The organism is Kitasatospora sp. NPDC001664, from assembly GCF_053596675.1.
Genome location: NZ_JBSFGS010000025.1, coordinates 54,797 through 73,423 on the forward strand (window position 1 = coordinate 54,797; position 18,627 = coordinate 73,423).

At 75.4% G+C, this 18,627-nt stretch carries 15 protein-coding genes; 10 read left to right on the plus strand and 5 right to left on the minus strand.

Features of this window, described 5'->3' with window-relative positions; all coding sequences use genetic code 11:
* The first annotated feature begins 177 nt into the window (after positions 1–177).
* The 3 genes from ACWCYY_RS29985 to ACWCYY_RS29995 all read left to right on the plus strand — a co-directional run bounded on the left by ACWCYY_RS29985 (position 178) and on the right by ACWCYY_RS29995 (position 2,697).
* Positions 178–540: a hypothetical protein gene (locus ACWCYY_RS29985; protein WP_380149738.1), complete on the plus strand. Its 363-nt coding sequence runs from the start codon at positions 178–180 to the stop codon at positions 538–540.
* A gap of 90 nt (positions 541–630) precedes the next feature.
* Positions 631–1,392, plus strand: a complete 762-nt coding sequence (locus tag ACWCYY_RS29990) for a hypothetical protein (protein WP_449797806.1) — start codon at positions 631–633, stop codon at positions 1,390–1,392.
* A 207-nt stretch (positions 1,393–1,599) separates the two neighbouring features.
* Complete coding sequence (locus ACWCYY_RS29995) at positions 1,600–2,697, plus strand: Dyp-type peroxidase (RefSeq protein WP_449797807.1); 1,098 nt, start codon at positions 1,600–1,602, stop codon at positions 2,695–2,697.
* Between the two features lie 19 nt (positions 2,698–2,716).
* On the opposite strand, the gene ACWCYY_RS30000 is transcribed toward ACWCYY_RS29995, so the two are convergent.
* The 3 genes from ACWCYY_RS30000 to ACWCYY_RS30010 are packed head-to-tail and all read right to left on the minus strand — an operon-like array spanning position 2,717 to position 5,002.
* Positions 2,717–3,124 carry a RidA family protein gene (locus ACWCYY_RS30000; protein ID WP_449797808.1) on the minus strand — a complete coding sequence of 136 codons (408 nt, stop codon included), beginning with the start codon at positions 3,122–3,124 and terminating at the stop codon, positions 2,717–2,719.
* A 27-nt stretch (positions 3,125–3,151) separates the two neighbouring features.
* Positions 3,152–3,904, minus strand: a complete 753-nt coding sequence (locus ACWCYY_RS30005; protein ID WP_345282520.1) for an IclR family transcriptional regulator — start codon at positions 3,902–3,904, stop codon at positions 3,152–3,154.
* Between the two features lie 51 nt (positions 3,905–3,955).
* Positions 3,956–5,002 (minus strand): sugar kinase, encoded by a 1,047-nt coding sequence (locus tag ACWCYY_RS30010; RefSeq protein ID WP_345282518.1) that lies wholly within the window; start codon positions 5,000–5,002, stop codon positions 3,956–3,958.
* Positions 5,003–5,123: 121 nt separating this feature from the next.
* Between ACWCYY_RS30010 and ACWCYY_RS30015 the strand changes: the two genes are divergently transcribed.
* The 4 genes from ACWCYY_RS30015 (at position 5,124) to ACWCYY_RS30030 (ending at position 10,487) form a co-directional block, all read left to right on the plus strand.
* Entirely contained in the window at positions 5,124–6,431 is a 1,308-nt protein-coding gene (locus ACWCYY_RS30015; protein ID WP_449797809.1) for an amino acid deaminase, read from the plus strand.
* The gene (locus ACWCYY_RS30020; RefSeq protein WP_449797810.1) at positions 6,431–8,032 is read left to right on the plus strand and encodes an N-acyl-D-amino-acid deacylase family protein; all 1,602 of its coding nucleotides are present in this window, start codon (positions 6,431–6,433) and stop codon (positions 8,030–8,032) included. The genes ACWCYY_RS30015 and ACWCYY_RS30020 overlap by 1 nt, the downstream gene beginning before the upstream one ends.
* The gene (locus tag ACWCYY_RS30025; RefSeq protein ID WP_345282512.1) at positions 8,029–8,673 is read left to right on the plus strand and encodes a bifunctional 4-hydroxy-2-oxoglutarate aldolase/2-dehydro-3-deoxy-phosphogluconate aldolase; all 645 of its coding nucleotides are present in this window, start codon (positions 8,029–8,031) and stop codon (positions 8,671–8,673) included. Before ACWCYY_RS30020 ends, ACWCYY_RS30025 begins: the two co-directional genes overlap by 4 nt.
* Before the next feature lie 134 nt (positions 8,674–8,807).
* Positions 8,808–10,487: a hydroxysqualene dehydroxylase gene (locus tag ACWCYY_RS30030; protein ID WP_449797811.1), complete on the plus strand. Its 1,680-nt coding sequence runs from the start codon at positions 8,808–8,810 to the stop codon at positions 10,485–10,487.
* Between the two features lie 22 nt (positions 10,488–10,509).
* Here the strand turns inward: ACWCYY_RS30030 and ACWCYY_RS30035 are convergent, their stop codons facing one another.
* Both ACWCYY_RS30035 and ACWCYY_RS30040 read right to left on the minus strand, forming a co-directional pair.
* The gene (locus ACWCYY_RS30035; RefSeq protein WP_345282509.1) at positions 10,510–11,502 is read right to left on the minus strand and encodes a polyprenyl synthetase family protein; all 993 of its coding nucleotides are present in this window, start codon (positions 11,500–11,502) and stop codon (positions 10,510–10,512) included.
* A 7-nt stretch (positions 11,503–11,509) separates the two neighbouring features.
* A complete protein-coding gene (locus tag ACWCYY_RS30040; RefSeq protein WP_345282507.1) occupies positions 11,510–12,526 on the minus strand; it encodes a glycosyltransferase family 2 protein in 1,017 nt (338 codons plus the stop codon).
* 230 nt (positions 12,527–12,756) lie between these two features.
* Here ACWCYY_RS30040 and ACWCYY_RS30045 point away from each other — a divergent pair, with 230 nt between their 5' ends.
* The 3 genes from ACWCYY_RS30045 to ACWCYY_RS30055 are packed head-to-tail and all read left to right on the plus strand — an operon-like array spanning position 12,757 to position 18,574.
* Entirely contained in the window at positions 12,757–13,782 is a 1,026-nt protein-coding gene (locus ACWCYY_RS30045; protein ID WP_380149735.1) for a hypothetical protein, read from the plus strand.
* 44 nt (positions 13,783–13,826) lie between these two features.
* On the plus strand, positions 13,827–15,689 hold the full coding sequence (locus ACWCYY_RS30050; protein WP_380149734.1) for an HSP90 family protein: 1,863 nt from the start codon (positions 13,827–13,829) through the stop codon (positions 15,687–15,689).
* Positions 15,689–18,574, plus strand: coding sequence for a hypothetical protein (locus tag ACWCYY_RS30055; protein WP_449797812.1), 2,886 nt, complete (start codon positions 15,689–15,691; stop codon positions 18,572–18,574). Before ACWCYY_RS30050 ends, ACWCYY_RS30055 begins: the two co-directional genes overlap by 1 nt.
* The last annotated feature ends 53 nt before the right edge of the window (positions 18,575–18,627 follow it).

The following is an 18,627-nucleotide window of genomic DNA, read 5'->3' on the forward strand; positions in this document are numbered from 1 at the left end:
ATGGCTGTCGGTGCGTCAGGAGAGGATCCTCACAGGAGAGTTGAGGGACGCCTCCAGGCGTACGGGGTGGACCGGTGCTCCGCGAGGTACTCGGAGAGTTGTCGTCGGAGCTGCTCGCCCCGTGAGCAGTGAGCCGCGAGCCGCGAGCCGAGGACAGCGGGCGGGCAGAATGGCCGGATGACCGTCTTCACCTGCTCGGCCTGCGCCGCGCCGCTGACCACCGCGCTCCGCCGGGCCCGGCCCGCCCGTGACGCCGGGCAGCGGGACCGGCGCGGGACCGCGAAGCCGGTGATGGCGCCGGGCACGTTCACGGTCGACGAGGCGGCGGGGTGCTTCGTGCTGAACCCGGACGACCTGCCGGGCGCGGCACTCCACCCGGACGAGGACCGCCTCGACGGCTGCTGCCGGCTCGACGGTCTGAACGGGCCCAATCTGGTCTGCGCGGCCTGCGGCGCCGAGGTCGGCACCCGGACGTCCGACTGCTGGACCAGGAACCAGGTCCTGCTCGACGCCTCCGCCGTACGGGGCCCGAGCGGGTGAACCGGCCGCCGTACGGGGCGCGTTCCTTTGCCGCGCCGACCGCCGGGCGCTGAACTGACGGCCCGGCAGGCGAGAGGCGAGGGGTGTGCGGTGCGCGGCAGGAGGACGGCAGTGGTGGTGGCCGGGGCGGGCCTGGTGGCCGCGGCGGTGGTGGGCGGGGTGGCGGCCCGGGGCGGCGGGGCGGCTCCGAGCCGGCCGGTGACCACCGACGAGGCGGCGCGGCTGGCCCTGTCCCGGCTGACCAGCTACACGGCGAGCCCGGTCGTGGTCGAGGTGGAGGTGCCGGACGGCGAGGCCGGGACGAAGGTGCGCGGGCTGGTGGACTACCGGACGGGGCACGCGGTCGGGGCGTACGAGTCGGCCACCGGGGCGGCGGGGCTGATCGCCTGGGACACCACCGGTCTGGGCGTGGCCCCGGACGGGAACCGGAGGACCCTGCCGGAGGCGGCGCACGCGGCGGAGTCGATGCCGCCCACCGCCTGGTCGGCCCGCGCGTACACCACCGACCCGCTGGACGCGGCGCTGCGGGTCCTGATGGTCCTCGGCGCCGACCGCCCCGACAACGCCCAGCTGCTCGCCCAGTCCGGCGCCCGCTGGCTGCGCGACGAGCGGCTGGACGGCGGCCACCTCTACGGGGTGTTCTCGGGGCCGCTGCCCAAGGGGGCCGCCGACGGCGGGGCCCGGCTCTCCTACTGGGTGGACGGCGACGGGAACCTGCGCAGGTTCCAGCTGCGGGTGGACGGCCTGCCGCGGCCGGTGACGGTGGACCTGACGGAGCGTCGGGCAGCGCAGCGGGTACCGGCCACGCCGTGGGAGGTCGCCGGGCAGCCCACGCCCGCGCCCTCACCGTGAGCTCCCGTCCGGGCGAGCGCACGCTCGTCCGGACGGGCGGAATCCCTCACCGCCCGGGGTGGGCCGACGGGAACGCCCCGGCGCCCGGACGCCCGCGCTCCCGCACCGCCCCGGGGACCGGCGCCCCGGCGTGCACCGGCCGCTCCCGACGACACGACGGCCGCGCACGGCTCGCAGCCGTCCCGCCCAGGGGGTTCAATCGCCACCGTGCACTCCTCCCCGTCCCCCCGCCCGCCGCTCCCCCGGCGCCTGGTCCTGGGCGGCGCCGCCGCCCTGACCGCCGGTGCCGCCCTCGCCGCCAGCGCGCCCCGGGCCGCCAGGACGACGGCCGGGGCGCCGCCCCCGCCGGAGCCCTCGCCCGCCGTGCGGCCCCAACTCCTGCTCACCGAGCCGCAGTCGCCCCACACCCTGGTGCTCGCCTACGACCTCCCGGAGGCGGTCACCGGCAGCGCCGGCGCGGCCGCGCTGCGCGCCCTGGTCGCGGCCTGGACCAGGGCCCTGGACGGGAGCCCGCGCGCCGCGCTGGCCCTCGGCCCGGGCGCGCTGCACCGCCTGCCGCTGGCGGCCCCCGCCCTGGCCGAGCTGCCGCCCTTCCCGGGCGACCGGCTGGACCCGGCGCGCAGCGGCGCGGACGTGCTGGTCCAGCTCTGCGGGGCCGAGGGGCCCGAGCAGCTCGACGGCGCGGCGGCGGTGCTGGACGGCCGGGCGGCCGGGTTGCTGACGCCGCGGTGGCGGCAGGCCGGGCAGCTGCCGCCGACCGCGCCCGGCGAGACGCCGCGCAACCTGTTCGGCTTCAAGGACGGCACCGCCAACCCGGCTCCGGCCGAACGGGACCGGATCTGGCTCGCGGACGGCCCGTACGCGGGCGGCTGCCACCTGGTGTACCGGCGGATCGCGATGGACGTGGCCGGCTTCACCGACCTCCCGACGGAGCGTCAGGAGGAGGTGTTCGGCCGCCGCCGGGAGGACGGCGCCCCGCTCGGCGGCAGCGTCGAGCAGGACGAGCCGGACCTGTACGCCAAGTACCCGGACGGCCGTTACGTGGTGCCCGCCACCTCGCACGTCCGGCTGGCCAGCCCCCGCCAGGACGGCGGCGCCCGGATGCTCCGCCTCGGCTACGGGTACCGGGACGGCCCGGGGGACGAGGGGCTGGTGTTCTGCGCCTACCTGCGGGATCCCGGGCACTTCGTCCGGGTGCAGCGGCGCCTGGCCGAGAAGGACGCGCTGTCCGCCTTCACGGAGCACCGGGCCTCGGCGGTCGGCTGGGTGCCGCCCGCCGGGCCGGACGGCGTCCCGGTGTTCTGAGCGGGGCCCTGAGCCGCCGTCAGTCGAGCACGGCCTGGGCGTCGATCTCGACCAGCATCGGCTCCTGCGGCAGCTCGCAGAAGATCGTGGTGCGGCAGGGCTTCACCCCGCCCGGCTTGACGTTCTCCTCGATGAAGGCGGCGTAGACCTCGTTCATCAGCGCGAAGTCGGAGCGCTTGGTGAGGTAGACGCGGAACATCACCACGTCCTCCACGGTGCCGCCGCCGGCCTCGACGATCGCCTTGACGTTCTCCAGGGTGCGGCGGGTCTGCGCCTTCACGTCGCCGTGGTGGAGGTACTCGCCGGTGGCCGGGTCCTGCGGGCCCTGGCCGGAGACCTGGAGGATCGGGCCCTTGCGGACGCCCTGGGAGAACATCCAGGCGGGGGCGGGGGCGCCGTCGGTGCGGATCTCGGTCTTCTGGGACATGCGGTCAGTCTCCTTGCTGAGGAACCATCAGGGGGTCTTGGGGGGCAGCCCGGCGTCGGCCGAGATGGCGGCGGCGGTGGCGCGCAGCTGCGGCACCAGCTCCAGCACCCGCTCGTACGGGAGCACCACGTCGGGCACCGAGATGGAGGCGGCCGCGACCACCCGCCCGGTGGCGTCCCGGACGGGCGCGGCCACGCAGTTGATGAAGGACTCGTGCTCGGCGTGGTCCTGGGCCCAGCCCTGGGCGGCGACGGTGTCCAGCTCGGCGAGCAGGGCGGCCGGGTCGGTGATGGTGCGGGGGGTGTGGCGGGTGTACTCGATCGTCTCCACCACCCGGCGCCGCTCGGCGAGCGGGAGGTCGGCGAGCAGGACCTTGGCCACGGCGGTGTTGTGCAGGGCGGCCCGCAGGCCGACCCGGGAGTACATCCGCACGGGGTGCCGGGAGTCGTACTTGTCGATGTAGACCACCTCGCCGCCCTCGTAGGCGGCCAGGTGGACGGTCTGGCCGGTGGCGGCGTTGAGCTCGCGCAGGTGGGGGGCGGCCACGGCGCGGATGCCGCGCTGCTCCAGGGCGAGCCCGGCCAGGGCGAACAGGCCGGCGCCCAGGTGGTAGCGGTAGGCGGCGTCGCGGTAGACGAAGCGCTCCTCCTCCAGGGACTGGAGCAGGCGGAGCACGGTGGTCTTGTGCACCCCGATCAGTTCGGCGAGCTGGTCCAGGGAGCGTTCGCCCTCGCCGAGTTCGGCGAGCAGGCGCAGGGCGCGGGTGACGGTCTGGCTCATGTCGGGTTCACGGCGGTCTGGTTCATGGTGGCTCGGGCTCCGTGGTGCACGTCAGGGCAGGACAGGGGACACGATGCCATCCGCCGTCACCCGGGTCGCGGCCCACTCCTCCGCGGAGGCGGCGAGCAGGGCGCTGATCACCCGCTCGGGCGGCAGCACGCCGTGGTCCCCGGGGGTGGTGAGGGCGGAGGCGGCGCAGAGGTGACCGAGCCTCAGCCGCCCGCGTCCGCCGAGCCCCCGCAGGGTGCCCGCCAGGTAGCCCCCCGCGAAGGCGTCCCCGGCGCCGGTCGGCTCCAGCACCTCCACCGCCAGCGCGGGTTCGGTGACGGCGCTGCCGTCCTTGCCCACCTCGCTCGCCTGGTGGGCGGCGTCCTTGACCACCAGCACCCCGGGTGAGGGGAAGAGCTCGCGCAGCTTCCCGGGCTCGCCCGCGCCGAAGGCGGCCTCGGCCTCGTCGGCGCCGAGCAGCAGCACGTCGGCGGCGTCCAGCAGGGCGGGCAGCACGGCCGGGTCGCGGTCCCGCCACAGGGCCGGGCGCCAGTTGAGGTCGAAGCTGACCAGGCGTCCGGGGCGGCGGTCGGCGAGCAGGGCGCGGACCAGCGCCAGGCAGCCGTCGGAGAGCGCGGGGGTGATGCCGGAGAGGTGGAGCAGCCGGGCGCCGTCGAGCAGCCGGGCGACGGCCGGTTCGGCGAGCACGGCCGGGGAGAGGGCGGAGGCGGCGGAGCCGTTGCGGTAGTAGTGCAGGCGGCTGCGGCCGGGGCCGAGGTCGTGCGGGTGGTCGGTGCCGCCGGTCTCCTTGAGGTAGACGCCGGTGGCCCGCTCGGGGTCGGTGAGCACGCCGGAGACGTCCACGCCGCGGGCCGCCAGCTCCTCGGTGAGGCGGCGGCCGAAGCCGTCGGCGCCGACCCGGCTGACCCAGGCGGCGGAGACCCCGAGGGCGGCCAGCGCACAGGCCACGTTGGACTCGGCGCCGCCGACGGCGGGGGCGAAGGAGGTGACGGTGTCCAGCGGTCCCCGACGGTCCGGCAGCAGCACGGCCATCGACTCACCGAGGCAGACCGCTTGGGCCGCTCCGACGCCCGCGTGGTGAACAGTCATGGTGTGCACTCCCCTGTGACCGGGCGGTCCGTTGACTGCGCCCGGCCCGAATGCTAGAACCGTCATACCAACATGCGCAATCACCGTTGCACATGTTGCAACTTTCACCGGAGGTACAGCAGTGGGCCCGCAGTGCTACGCCACCAGCGTCGAGGGACCGGGGATCGACGGCGGCCTGGTGGCCGCCCTGGCCGAGGAGCGGCTCGACTGGCGGTTCAAGGCACTGCCGCCTGCCGCCTGGGGCCTGACGGCCCGTGAGTACCTGGCCACCGGGCCGCGCCTGACCCAGCTCGGCACCCCGATGCTCACGCTCGACGCGGGCGCCCTGGCGCACAACCTGCGCACCATGGCGGCCTGGTGCGACGAGGCCGGGGTCGCACTGGCCCCGCACGGCAAGACCACCATGGCCCCCGCCCTCTGGCAGTCCCAGATCGAGGCGGGCTGCCACGGCATCACCCTGGCCAACCTCTCCCAGCTCCGGGTCGCCCGGGCCTTCGGCGTGCAGCGGGTGCTGCTGGCCAACACCCTGCTCGACCCGGCCGGCCTGGCCTGGCTGGCGGGCGAGCTGGCGGCCGACCCGGACTTCGCGGTGGTCTCCTGGGTGGACTCGGTGGCGAGCGTGCGGCTGATGGACCGGGCGCTGCGCACCACCGCCGCCGAGCGGCCGGTGGAGGTGCTGGTCGAGCTCGGCGGCCCGCACGGCCGCACCGGCGCCCGCGGCGTCCCGGAGGCCCTGGAGGTGGCCGCCGAGGTGCTCCGCTCCCCCGCCCTGCGGCTCGCCGGGGTCTGCGGCTACGAGGGCGCCCTGGCCCACGACGCGAGCCGCGCAGGGCTGGACACCGTCCGCGACTACCTTCGCCAACTCGCCTACCTGCACCGCTCGCTGGCCGACGACTACCCCGGCCCGCACCCCCTGGTGACGGCCGGCGGCAGCGCCTACTTCGACACCGTGGTGGAGGAGCTGGCCCCGGTCGCCCGGGAGGTCGGCGGCGCCCCGCTGGTGCTGCGCTCCGGCGCCTACCTGGTGCACGACGACGGCTTCTACCGGGGCATCTCCCCGCTGGCCCGGGACGGCCGGGGCCGCCCGTTCCGCTCCGCCATGCACGGCTGGGCCCGGGTGGTCTCGCACCCCGAACCGCAGCTGAGCCTGCTGGACGGCGGCAAGCGCGACCTCCCGTACGACGAGGGTCTGCCCGAGCCGCAACTCGTCAGGGGCGGAGATGAGTTGAAGGGCGCCACGGTCACCGCACTGAACGACCAGCACGCCTTCCTGCGCGACGCCGGCGAGGCCGCCCCGGTCGGCGCGGTGGTCCGCCTCGGCCTCTCGCACCCGTGCACCGCCTTCGACAAGTGGCAGCTCATCCCGGTGCTGGACGACGCCGACGCCGACGAGCCTCAGGTGGTCGACCTGGTGCGGACCTTCTTCTGATGGCCGACCTGCTCTTCCGCGGCGCCACCGTCGTCGACGGCAGCGGCGCCGACCGGTACCGGGCCGACGTCACCGTCACCGACGGGCTGATCGAGGAGATCGGCCCCGGCCTGAGCGCCCGTCAGGTGATCGACGCCGACGGCCTGGTGCTGGCGCCCGGCTTCATCGACATGCACGCGCACTCCGACCTGCGGCTGCTGGCCGAGCCCGCCCACCCCTCGCGGGTCACCCAGGGCGTCACCTGCGAGGTGCTCGGGCAGGACGGCCTCTCCTACGCCCCCGTGGACGACGCCACCCTCCCCGCCCTGCGCCGCCAGCTCGCGGGCTGGAACGGCGACCCCGAGGGCTTCGACTGGAGCTGGCGCAGCGTCGGCCAGTACCTGGACCGCCTCGACGCCGGCATCGCGGTGAACGCCTGCTACCTGGTGCCGCACGGCTCGCTGCGGATGCTGGCGATGGGCTGGGAGAACCGCCCGCCGACCCCGGCCGAGCTCAGCCGGATGCGCGGGACGCTGGCGCAGGGGATGGCCGAGGGCGCCGTGGGCCTGTCCACCGGCCTGACCTACACCCCGGGGATGTACGCGGACACCGAGGAACTGGTCTCGCTCTGCGAGGTGGTCGCGCACTACGGCGGCTTCCACGCGCCGCACCAGCGCTCCTACGGAGCAGGTGCGTTGGAGGGCTACGCGGAGATGGTGGAGATCTCCGCACGGTCCGGCTGCCCGCTGCACCTGACCCACGCCACGATGAACTTCGGCGTCAACCGGGGCCGGGCCGGCGAGCTGCTGGAGCTGGTGGACCGGGCGCTGGCCGACGGGGTGGACCTCACCCTGGACAGCTACCCCTACCTGCCCGGCTCCACCACCCTGGCCGCCCTGCTGCCGAGTTGGGCCACCGAAGGCGGCCCGGACGCGACCCTGGCCCGGCTGGCCGACCCGGCCGTCCGGGAGGGCGTGCGGATCGAGGTCGAGGAGAAGGGCAGCGACGGCTGCCACGGGGTGGTCACCGACTGGGAGACCATCCAGGTCTCCGGCGTCGGCGAGCCCGCGCTGGCCGACCGGGTGGGCCGTACGGTGGCCCAACTCGCGGACGCCGCCGGGACGTCCGGCACCGAGGTGTTCCTCGACCTGCTGATCGCGGACCGCCTCGCCACCACCATCCTCCAGCACGTCGGCCACGAGGAGAACGTCCGCGCCGTGATGGCCCACTCCGCGCACACCGCGGGCAGCGACGGGCTGCTGGTCGGCGCCCGCCCGCATCCCCGGGCCTGGGGCACCTTCCCCCGCTACCTCGGCCACTACGGGCGGGAGTTGGGCGTGCTGACGCTGGAGCAGGCCGTCACCCGGATGACCGGCCGCCCGGCCCGCCGGCTGCGGCTGGACCGGCGCGGGCTGGTCCGCCCCGGCTTCCACGCCGACCTGGTGCTGTTCGACCCGGAGACCGTCCGGGACGCGGCCACCTTCGACCACCCCCGCACCCCGGCCGTCGGCATCGAGTACGTCTACGTCAACGGCCGCCCCGTCCTCTCCCAGGGCCGACCGACCGGCGCGCTGCCCGGCCGGGCCCTGCGCCGCACCGAACAAGGGACCCGAGCCCGATGACCACCGTTCTGCCTTCCCCCGCCGGCCTGCGGGCCGCGCTCGCCGAGGACCCGGTGATCGCCGTGGTCCGCGCACCGCACATACCCGACGCCGCCGCGCTCTGCGAGGCGCTCGCGGCCGGCGGCATCGGCTGGACCGAACTCACCTTCACCACCCCGGAGGTGACCACCCACCTGGCCCGGGCCGCGGCGGCCGGCCACCCGGTCGGGGTGGGCACCGTGCTCACCGCCGACCAGGCCGCCGAGGCCCTGGAGGCCGGGGCCCGCTTCCTGGTCACCCCCGGCCTTCGGCCCGAGGTGGCCGAGGCCGCCCACCGGGCCGGCGCCCCCGTCCTGCTCGGTGCGCTCACCCCGACCGAGGTGGCCGCCGCGCTGGACCTGGGCGCCGCCGCCGTGAAGATCTTCCCCGCCAAGGCCTTCGGCCCCGGCTACTTCAAGGACCTCCAGGGCCCCTACCCGGGCGTCCCGCTGGTCGCCTCCGGCGGGGTCAACGCGGGCAACGCCGCCGACTTCCTGGCCCACGGCGCGCTCGCCGTCTGCGCGGGCACCGACGTGGTGCCCCCGGCCGCGGTCGCGGCCGGGGACTGGGCCGAGATCACCCGCCGGGCGAAGGCCTTCACCGAGGCGCTGCGGCGGGCCTGACCGTCCGTCACCCCCGCCGCTCCGGTTCCACCCCCGGGCGGATCTCCGGGCCGTTCCGACGGGTCCCCTCCGCATGATCGAATCGGGCCCGAGCGCCCCGCACGGGGGCGGGCACGGAACGGGGGGACCGAACGGTGGCGGCCAGGGGTGGACGGGTGGCGGTGCTCGGCGGCGGGGTGGCCGGGCTGACGGCGGCGACGGAACTGGCCGAACGCGGCTTCGAGGTGACGGTGGTGGAGCCGACCGGCTGGGGCGGCAAGGCCCGCAGCGCCTCGGTGCCCGGTACCGGCACCGGCGGACGGCTCGACCTGCCGAGCGAGCACGGCTTCCGCTTCTTCCCCGGCTTCTACCGCAGCCTCCCGGACACGCTGCGCCGGATACCGCTCGCCGGGCAGCCCGACGGGGTCGCCGGGAACCTGCGGGAGGCCAGCCACATGCTCTCCGCCCGCTCCGGCCGGGTCGGCGAACGCCTCACCGACGTCTCACTGGCCGCCGGGGCACGCAGCCCGCTGGAGTTCCTGCGGGCCATCGGCCTGGGCACCGACGGCACCGGGCTCACCTCCGAGGAACTGCTCTACTACGCCAACCGCCTGCTGGTCTACATCACCAGCAGCGAGGAGCGCCGCCTCGGCCAGTGGGAGCACACCCCCTGGTGGGACTTCAGCCGGGCCGAGGGCTCCTCGGAGGAGTACCGCAAGGCCTGCGTGGTCGGCACCACCCGCACGGTGGTGGCGGCCCGGGCCGAGGTCTGCAGCACCCACACCGTCGGCGGCTTCCTGGAGGCCTTCTGCTACGGCTTCCTCGGCCGGGGCGAGGTGCAGCCGGCCGACCGGGTGCTGAACGGCCCGACCAGCACCGCCTGGATCGACCCGTGGGTCCGTCACCTCGCCTCCCTGGGCGTGCGGTTGGAGCTCGGCCGACGGGTGGAGCGGCTGACCGTCTCGGGCGGCGCGGTCACCGGCGCGGTGCTCCGCGGGCCGCACGGCGAGCGTGAGGAGCTGACCGCCGACTGGTACGTCTGCGCGCTCCCGGTGGACCGGCTGGGCGCCCTGCTGGAGCGCGGACTGGCCGCCGCCGACCCGGAGTTGAAGAGCGTGACCGAGCTGCGCACGGACTGGATGGTGGGCATCCAGTTCTACCTGCGCGAGCCGGTGCCGGTGGTCCACGGCCACGTGATCTTCCTGGACTCGCCCTGGGCACTGACCTCGATCAGCCAGGCCCAGTTCTGGGACCACGACTTCCGCGCCACCTACGGGGACGGCACGGTGGCGGACTGCCTCTCGGTGGACGTCTCCGCCTGGGACACCCCCGGGATCCTCTACGGCAAACCGGCCCGCGAGTGCACCCGGGCCGAGGTGGCCGCCGAGGTCTGGGCCCAGCTCTGCGACGGTCTGAACGGCCCCGGCCGCCCGAGGCTCCGTCAGGAGCTGCTGCACTCCTGGCACCTCGACCCGGCCGTCCGCGGTCTCGACGGCCCGGGCCCGGCCGTCAACGACGAGGCCCTGCTCATCAACACCACCGGCTCCTGGGCCGCCCGCCCGTCCGCCGTCACCGCCGCCCCCAACCTCTTCCTGGCCGGCGACCACGTCCGCTGCCCCGTCAACCTCGCCACCATGGAGGGTGCCAACCAGGCCCCCCGCCTGGCCGTCAACGCCCTGCTCGAAGCCGCCCGCCATCCCGCCGCCCCGGCCGAGGTGCACCAGCTCCACCAGCCCCCGGAGCTGCACCGCCTGAAGCAGGTCGACGCCGAGCTGTACCACCAGGGCCGCCCCCACCTCCTCGACGGCCCGGCCCCCTGGGAGCCGAGGGCCTAGGGGCGGTCTCCTCGCCGGGCGGTCAGTGCTCGCGGTCGACCACCAGGGCGACCAGCAGGGCGAGTTCGGCCGCAGCCGCGCGGTCGTCGGTGAGCCCCGCCAGGCGGGTGCGGGCCGCGGCGGCGTGGGCGGCGGCGCGTTCGACGGTCCAGCGGCGGCCGCCGGCCAGCTCCACCAGCCGTGCCAGTTCCTCGGGCCGGGCCTCCGGGCGGCGGTACTCCCGGGCGAGCTCCGCGCCCTCCGGCGTACCGGAGTCCAGGGCGGCCACCACCGGGACGGAGAGCTTGCGGCGGGCCAGGTCGGCGAAGACCGGTTTGCCGGTGACGGCCGGGTCGCCCCAGATGCCGAGCAGGTCGTCGGTCATCTGGAAGGCCGTCCCCAGGTCGCGGCCGAAGGCCGCCCACGCGCTCGCGGCCTCCGGGCCGGCCCCGCCGTAGAGCGCGCCGAGGCGGCAGGCGCAGGCGAACAGCGAGGCGGTCTTGCCCTCGACCATCTCCAGGCACTCGTCCAGTGTCACCCCGTCCCGCCGCTCGAAGACCAGGTCGAGGCCCTCCCCCACGGCCAGCGCGACCAGGGTCTCCAGCAGGGCGGCGGAGGCCTCCCGGGCCACCGCCTCGGGCGCGCCGTCCGGGGCGGCGAGCACGTCGAAGGAGACCAGCAGCAGCGCGTCGGCGGCCCGGGCGGCCGCCGAGGGGCCGAACACCCGCCAGGCGGCGTCCCGGTGACGGCGCACCGGATCGCCGTCCAGCACGTCGTCGTAGAGCAGCGAGAGGTTGTGCACCATCTCCACCGCGGCGGCGGCCGGCACGGCGGCCCGCGCCTCGCCGCCGACCGCCCGCGCGCAGGCCAGGGTCAGCGCGGCCCGGACGGCCTTGCCGCGCTCCCCCTCCCCGGCCCAACCGAACTGGTAGGCCGCGACCTCCGCCGGCAGGCCGTCCAACTCCCGCACCCAGGAGCGGAGTTGTCCTTCGCAGGCGTCACCCGCCGCCCGCAGCAGGGCCTCGACCGCGGACACCCGCGGATCAGCCGCGCAGCTTGCGGTAGCGGCGGTGCAGCCGCTGGAGGGTGACCAGGTAGTCCAGCCGGTTCTCCAGCGTGAGGCGGTACTTGAGCTTGGGCAGCGGACGCAGGCCCTCCAGCTTCTCGACGCCGATCTCCCGCAGCAGCCGGCTGACGTGCTCCTGGTACGCCGCGCGGTAGTTCGCGTCGCCGTCGGGCACGGTCGAGAAGAACATCGGGATCTCCTCGGTCAGGCAGTTGGCGTCGTAGGCCGCGAGGTACTCCTCGCGGAACTTCGCCTCCGGCCGGGCCCGCAGCCACTCGCGGACCAGCTGCATCGAGCGCACCCGGTCCGTCAGGCCCCGGGTGTCGGTGCGCTGCTGGGTGATGGAGGCGCCGTCCTCGCGGATCCGCCAGTGGTAGATCGGCTCGGAGAGCACGTCCACGCTCTTGGCCAGGAAGTGGTGCGGCACGCTGACCGGCGCGTCCTCGTAGAGGATGCCCTCGGGGTAGAGCACGCCGGCCTCGTCGAAGAAGGAGCGGCGGTAGACCTTGTTCCAGGCCGTCCGGTCGGTGAGCAGCGCGGGGAACTCGCTGACGTGGGTCTGCAGCCGGGTGCGGCCGAAGGCGCGGCGGTGGGCGCCGGAGGGCTGCAGGCCGGCGATCCGCAGGCGCAGGGTGTTGCCGGTGACGAAGTCCGAGCCGGTCTGCTCCAGGGTGGAGATCATCAGCCGGTACGCGCCGGGCGGCACGGTGTCGTCGCTGTCCACGAAGGTGAGGTACGTCGAGCCCGGCGAGATGTTGCGGTAGCCGGTGTTGCGGGCGGCGCCGAGGCCCTTGTTCTCCTGCCGCACCAGCCGGAAGCGGGAGTCCTTGGCCACGTACCGCTCGGCGAGGGCGGCGCTGGAGTCGGTCGAGCCGTCGTCCACCATCACGCACTCGAAGTCGGTGAAGGTCTGCGCGGCGATGGAGTCGAGGCACTCCTCCAGGTACTGCTCGACGTTGTAGACGGGGACGACGACGGAGAGCTGGGGAGCCATCGGCTGGCTGGCCTTTCGGAGCGGGGCGGGCGGGGCGGCCACGGGGTGCAGCAGTCGGGAGGCCCCAGCTTATGACAGCGGCCGCACGGCTCCGTCCGACCTGCGGCCCGTGCCCGAACGACCGGGGTGCCGTCGGCCCTGTGGGCGGCCCGTGATAGTCATTCCGGCACGGGCACCGATCATGGGCGCCCGGTGAAGATTCCGAGGACGACTCCCGGGGGAACGAGATCATGGCGCTATTCCGACGGCGGTCCGCCGGTGACGGCTCTGCGGGTCGCTCCGGCTGGGGGTTCGGACGGGCCGCGCGCTCGAAGCAGGTGCCGACGCTGGACCCGGCCCTGGGGGACCCGCGGCTCCGTGAACTGCTCCGCCTGGCGGAGGCCGCGGCGGCCGACGGTGCGGCCGGCTGGGCCGTGCTGCGGGCCGAGCTGGCCGCCGTGCAGGACCAGGCCGAACTGACCAGGCTGATCGACCTGGTGACCGACGCCGAGGGCCTGGAGCGCACGCTGGACGCCGCGTCGGCGGCCGACCCGGCGGACTCGCTGACCCTGCTGGTCTCCGGCGCCCGCCAGGTCGCCTGGGCCTGGGAGGCTCGCACCGGAGCCCGTGCGCAGCACGTCTCCGAGGAGCAGTGGAAGCTGTTCGGCGAGCGGCTGGAGAAGGCCGAGGAGCAGCTGCTGGAGGTGGCCGAGCGGGAGCCCGGTTGGCTCGCCCCGTGGTACTTCCTGCAGGTCTCCGGCCGGGGTGCCTCGCTGGGCCAGGCCGTGGTGCGGGCCCGGTTCGACGCCGCGGTGCGCCGCCACCCGTTCCACCGGGCCTCGTACACCCAGCAGCTCCAGCAGACCTGCCGCAAGTGGGGCGGCTCGCACGAGCAGATGCACGCCTTCGCCCGCTCCTCCATGCTGGCCGCCCCGGTCGGCAGCCGGCTGGCCGAGCTGGTGGTGCTCGCCCACCTGGAGCACTGGCTGGACCTGGAGTCCGGCGAGGACTCGCAGTACCTGGGCAGCCGTCAGGTGGTCGCCGAACTGCGGGAGGCCTACGAGCGCTCGGTCGGCCACCCCGACTACCGGCGCGAGCCCGGCTGGCAGGGGGCGCACAACACCTTCGCGATGGCGCTCGCCATGGTCGGCGAGAAGTTCTACGCCCGCCGCCTGTTCGAGGAGTTGGACGACGCGGTGACCGAGTTCCCCTGGCAGTACCTGGACCGGGACCCGGTCGCGGCCTTCACCCGGCTCCGCGACTCCTGCGCCCGCTGACCCACCTCTTCCTGCGCCCGCCCTCACCGAAAGAGCCTGCACCGGTGTCCTCCACCAACAACGCCCCCGGCGCGCACACCTTCCAGGTGGACCTGCGCGGTCTGGTGGACCTGCTCTCCCACCACCTCTACTCCAGCCCGCGGGTCTACCTGCGCGAGCTGATGCAGAACGCGGTCGACGCGCTCTCCGCCCGCCAGATGCTCGACCCGGCCGCCCCGGCGACGATCACCATCAAGGCCGGTGCGGAGTTCTCCGTCACCGACACCGGCGTCGGCCTCAGCGAGGCCGACGTGCACACCTTCCTGGCCACCATCGGCCGCAGCTCCAAGCGGACCGCCGAAGGCGGGCTGGACGGCTCCGGCCTGGCCCAGGCCAGGAGCGACTTCATCGGCCAGTTCGGCATCGGCCTGCTGGCCTGCTTCGTGGTGGCCGACGAGATCACCGTGGTCAGCCGTTCGGCGAAGACCCCGGACGCCCCGGTGATCGAGTGGCGCGGCGGCTCCGACGGCCGGTACACCATCACCACCCTGCCCGCGAGCGCCAAGCCGGAGCCCGGCACCACCGTGACGCTGCGCCCGCGCCCGGACGCCGCCGAGTGGACCACGCCCGGCAGGGTGCTCGAACTGGCCCGCCACTACGGCAGCCTGCTGCGCCATCAGGTCACCGTGATCGACGGCGGCGGGGTCGAGATCCCGGTGAACCCCAACCCGGCGCCCTGGGCGGCGGGTTACGGCTCCCCGCTGGCCCGCCGCGAGGCGCTCACCGCGTACTGCCGCTCCACCTTCGACTTCACCCCGCTGGACAGCATCGAGCTGGACCTGCCGCTGGTCGGCCTGCGCGGCGTGGCCTACGTCCTGCCCGACGCCGTGCCGCCGTCCCGGCAGGCCGGCCACCGGGTGCACCTCAAGGGCATGCTGGTCTCCGACACCGCGCCCGAACTCCTGCCGGACTGGGCCTTCTTCGTCCGCTGCGTGGTGGACGCCGACAGCCTGCGCCCGACCGCCTCCCGCGAGGGCCTGTACGCGGACGAGACGCTGGCCGCCGTCCGGGACGCGCTCGGCGCCCGGATCCGGGACTGGCTGACCGGCCTGTCGGCCAGCGACCCGGCGCTGCTGCACCGCTTCATCGGCGCGCACCACCTGGCCGTCAAGTCCCTGGCCCGGCACGACGACGAGCTGCTGAAGATGCTGCTCCCCTGGCTGCCGTTCGAGACCACCGACGGCAACGTCACGCTGGACGAGTTCGCCCGGGCGCACCCCGTGGTGCTGGTCGCCCGCACCGTGGAGGAGTTCCGCCAGGTGGCCCCGATCGCGGCGGCCGCCGGGCTCGGCGTGGTCAACGGCGGCTACACCTACGACCGCGACCTGGTGCACCGCCTGCCCGAGATCCGCCCCGGCAGCTCGGTGGCCGACCTGGACCCGGGCACCGTCACCGCCCACCTGGACGCCGTCTCCCCCGACGCCGAGCTGGCCGCGGCCGCCTTCCTGGCGGTCGCCCGCGAGGTGATCGGCCGCTTCGACTGCGACGTGGTGCTGCGCACCTTCCACCCGGCCAGCGCCCCGGCCCTGCTGCTGGACAACCGGGAGGCCCGGCACGAGCGCAACCGGGCCCAACTGGCCGACGAGGCCGACGGCCTGTGGGCGGACATCCTGGGCTCGCTGCGGGCCGAGGTGCCCCGTGCCCAGCTGGTGCTCAACCACCTCAACCCGCTGGTGCGCCGCGCCGCCGGGATCGGCCACCGCGAGCTCGCGGTGACGGCGGTGGAGGCGCTCTACGGCCAGGCCCTGCTGCTCACCCGCCGCCCGCTGAAGTCGAGCGAGAGCGCCCTGCTCAACCGCTCCTTCATCAGCCTGCTGGACCACGCCATGCTCGGCCACGAGTCGGCCGCGCCGCACGAGGAGTCCTGATGACCGACACCAAGGACGCGCTCTACCAGGCGCTGCGCGACAACGACACCGAGCCTCACGGCCGCCCGCGCACCGTAAAGGCCGAGGAACTCGCCGAGGCCGCCGAGCAGTTCGACGACCGCGAGCTGCTGCTGCTCGCGCTCTTCGACCTGATGGAGGCGTACGAGTACGACGCCGAGCCGCGCAAGGCCCCGGTGGTCTTCGCCCGGATCCTCAAGCTCTGGGACCAGCACCCGGACGACTTCAACGAGTGGAGCAGGCTCCAGCTCTTCTGGCGCTTCAAGTGGGTCGCCAGCGCGCTGCTCAGCGTGCCGGACGTCCCGCTGGCGGCGATCGAGCGCTGGCACGGCGAGATGCGCGACCGGTACCGCACCGAGGGCCTCGGCCTCCAGCCGTACTACGCCCAGCGGTTCCACCTGGCCGCGCACACCGGCACCGGCGAGCCGGACGCCTACGACCTGTGGGCCGGTCGCCCGCGCACCCGCTACAGCGACTGCCACGCCTGCGAGTTGCGCGCCCAGGCCCGCCACCACGTCCGCCACGGCGACGACGCCCGGGCCCTGGAGACCTGGGCGCCGGTGCTGGACGGCAGCGACACCTGCGCCGAGGAGCCCTACACCAGCCAGGCCGACGCGCTGCTGCCGCTGCTGCGGCTCGGCCGCACCGACCAGGCCCGCTCGGCCCACCTGGCCGGGTACCGGGCGGCCCGCGGCAAGTCCAACGCGGCGAGCCAGATCGGCCTGCACCTGGAGTTCTGCGCGCTCTCCGGGAACGCGGCGCGCGGTCTGGAGATCCTGGCCGAGAACCGCGACCTGTTCGCGGCCGCCCAGGGCGACCCGATCTCCCACCTCTCCTTCCTGACCGGCGTGGAGCTGCTGCTGGCCCGGCTGGCCGGCCAGGGCCACGGCGAGCTCGCGGTCAGCGGCCCGCCCGGCGGACCGGCCACGGTGGCCGGGCTGCTGGAGCTGGTGCGTGCGCAGGCCGAGGAGCTGGCGGCCCGCTTCGACGCCCGCAACGGCACCGACCGGGTCGGCTCCTGGCGCCGGGAGCGGCTGGAGCGGCAGCCGCTGCTGGCCGAGCCGCTGGCGCTCGGCCTGCGGGCCAAGCAGGGCGCCGCCGTGCCCGCCGCCCCGGCGGTACCGGCCCGGCCGGCCGAGCCCGCGCCCGAGGACTTCACCGAACTGGTGCTGCGGGCCCGCAAGTTGCGGCTGACCGCGCACCCCGAGGCGGACCGCCTCTGGCAGCTGGTCGCCGAGCGCCGGGCCGACGGGGGCGCCCCCGTCCCGGCCGAGCTCGGCCCCGAGGCACGGCTGCTCGCCGACCTCGCCCTGCAGCGCGCCTCGGACGCCTTCGACCGCGACGAGGACGACACCGCCGCCGCCGAACTGGCCGAGGCCCAGCAGCAGTTCGAGCTGGCCGGGTACCCGGACAAGGCCGCCGCGCAGCGCGCCCGGGCCGCGCTGGTCAACTTCACCGACGACGACTGGACCGCCGACTGGGCGGTGCTGGACGAAGCCCTGCGGATCACCGAGGAGGCCTTCGCGGCCGGCCGGGCCACCGGCCCGGAGGACGTCCTGGTGGTGCGCCAGTGCCGGGCGATGGCCGGCTACCGGGGCCTGGTCACGGAGCTGCCCGAGCCCTCCGCCGAGGCCACCGCCGTCTTCGAGCGCGAGGTGGAGGCCTACCGGACGCAGGCCCTGACGCACGGTTACCCGCACCGCGCCGCCACCGCGCTGATGTACCGGGCCGACGCGCTGGGCCGGGCCGGGCAGCTGGAGCCGGCCGGGGCGGCGGCCGAGGAGGCGCTGGCGCTGCAGGAGAAGGCCGAGACCCCCTGGCACACCCCGCGCACCCTCAGCCTGCTGAGCCAGCTGCGGTTCCAGGCCGGCGCGCCCGCCGAGGCGGTGCCGCTGCTGCACCGCGCGCTGGCCGAGGCCAACCGCTGGGGCGACTCCGGCTTCCCGTTCGGCTCCACCTACGCGATGCTCGGCCACGCCTACGCGCACGGCGGCGACCACGCCGGTGCGGTCCGTGCCCTCTCCGAGGCGGCGGCCCGCCTGGACGCCGAGGGCGAGGCCGCCGGCGCCGCCGAGATCCGCGGCCAACTGGCCGACCAGCTCCGGGAGACGGGCCGCCCGGCGGACGCCGTCGCGGTGCTGGAGTCGGCCCTGCTGGAGACCGAGGGTGTCGACGAGCGGCTGGTGGCCCAGCTCCGGCTGGACCTGGCCCGCGGCCTGTACGCGCTGGACGAGAACCGCGAGGCGGCCGAGGAGTACCTGAAGCTGGCCGACGTGGTGGCCGGCTGGGAGGACCAGGACATCCACACCATGGTCGCCTGCGAGGCCACCATCGCCCTGGCCGAGGCCGGCCACTGGGAGGCCGCCGCGGCCGCCCGGGAGCGCGCCGTGGCCTCGCACGCCAAGGCTCCGCGCACCGGCCAACTGGCCGACACCTTCCAGCAGTTCGCCCGCCTCACCGTGAGCGACCGGGGCCCGGACGGCCTGCCGGACGCGCTGGCCCTGCTGGCCGAGTCCGACCGGATCCGCGAGGCGGCCCGGGAGGCCGGCGAGGAGCTGGACTTCTGGTACCTGGAGGGATCGGCGCACGACTCCCGGGCCCGGGTGTACGCGATGGCCGAGCGGTTCGAGGAGGCCCTGGCCGAGGCCGAGCTCTCCATCGCCGCCTACGACCGGGGCGCCGAGCGCGGCGAGGGCTCGCGGGCCGAGTCGGTCCGGCTGGCCGCGGTCCTGGAGGGCGGCCGCCTGGGCCGCACCGAGCAGGCGGTGGCCCGCCTCACCGCCGGGATCGACCGCTGCACCCGAGCGGGCTTGCTGGAGGCCGCCGGAATCCTGGCGGACCTGCGCGAGCGGATGCAGGAGGGCTGACCCTCCCTCACCTCCCCGGGCCGTCCCCGCCGTTGCGCGGGGGCGGCCCGGGC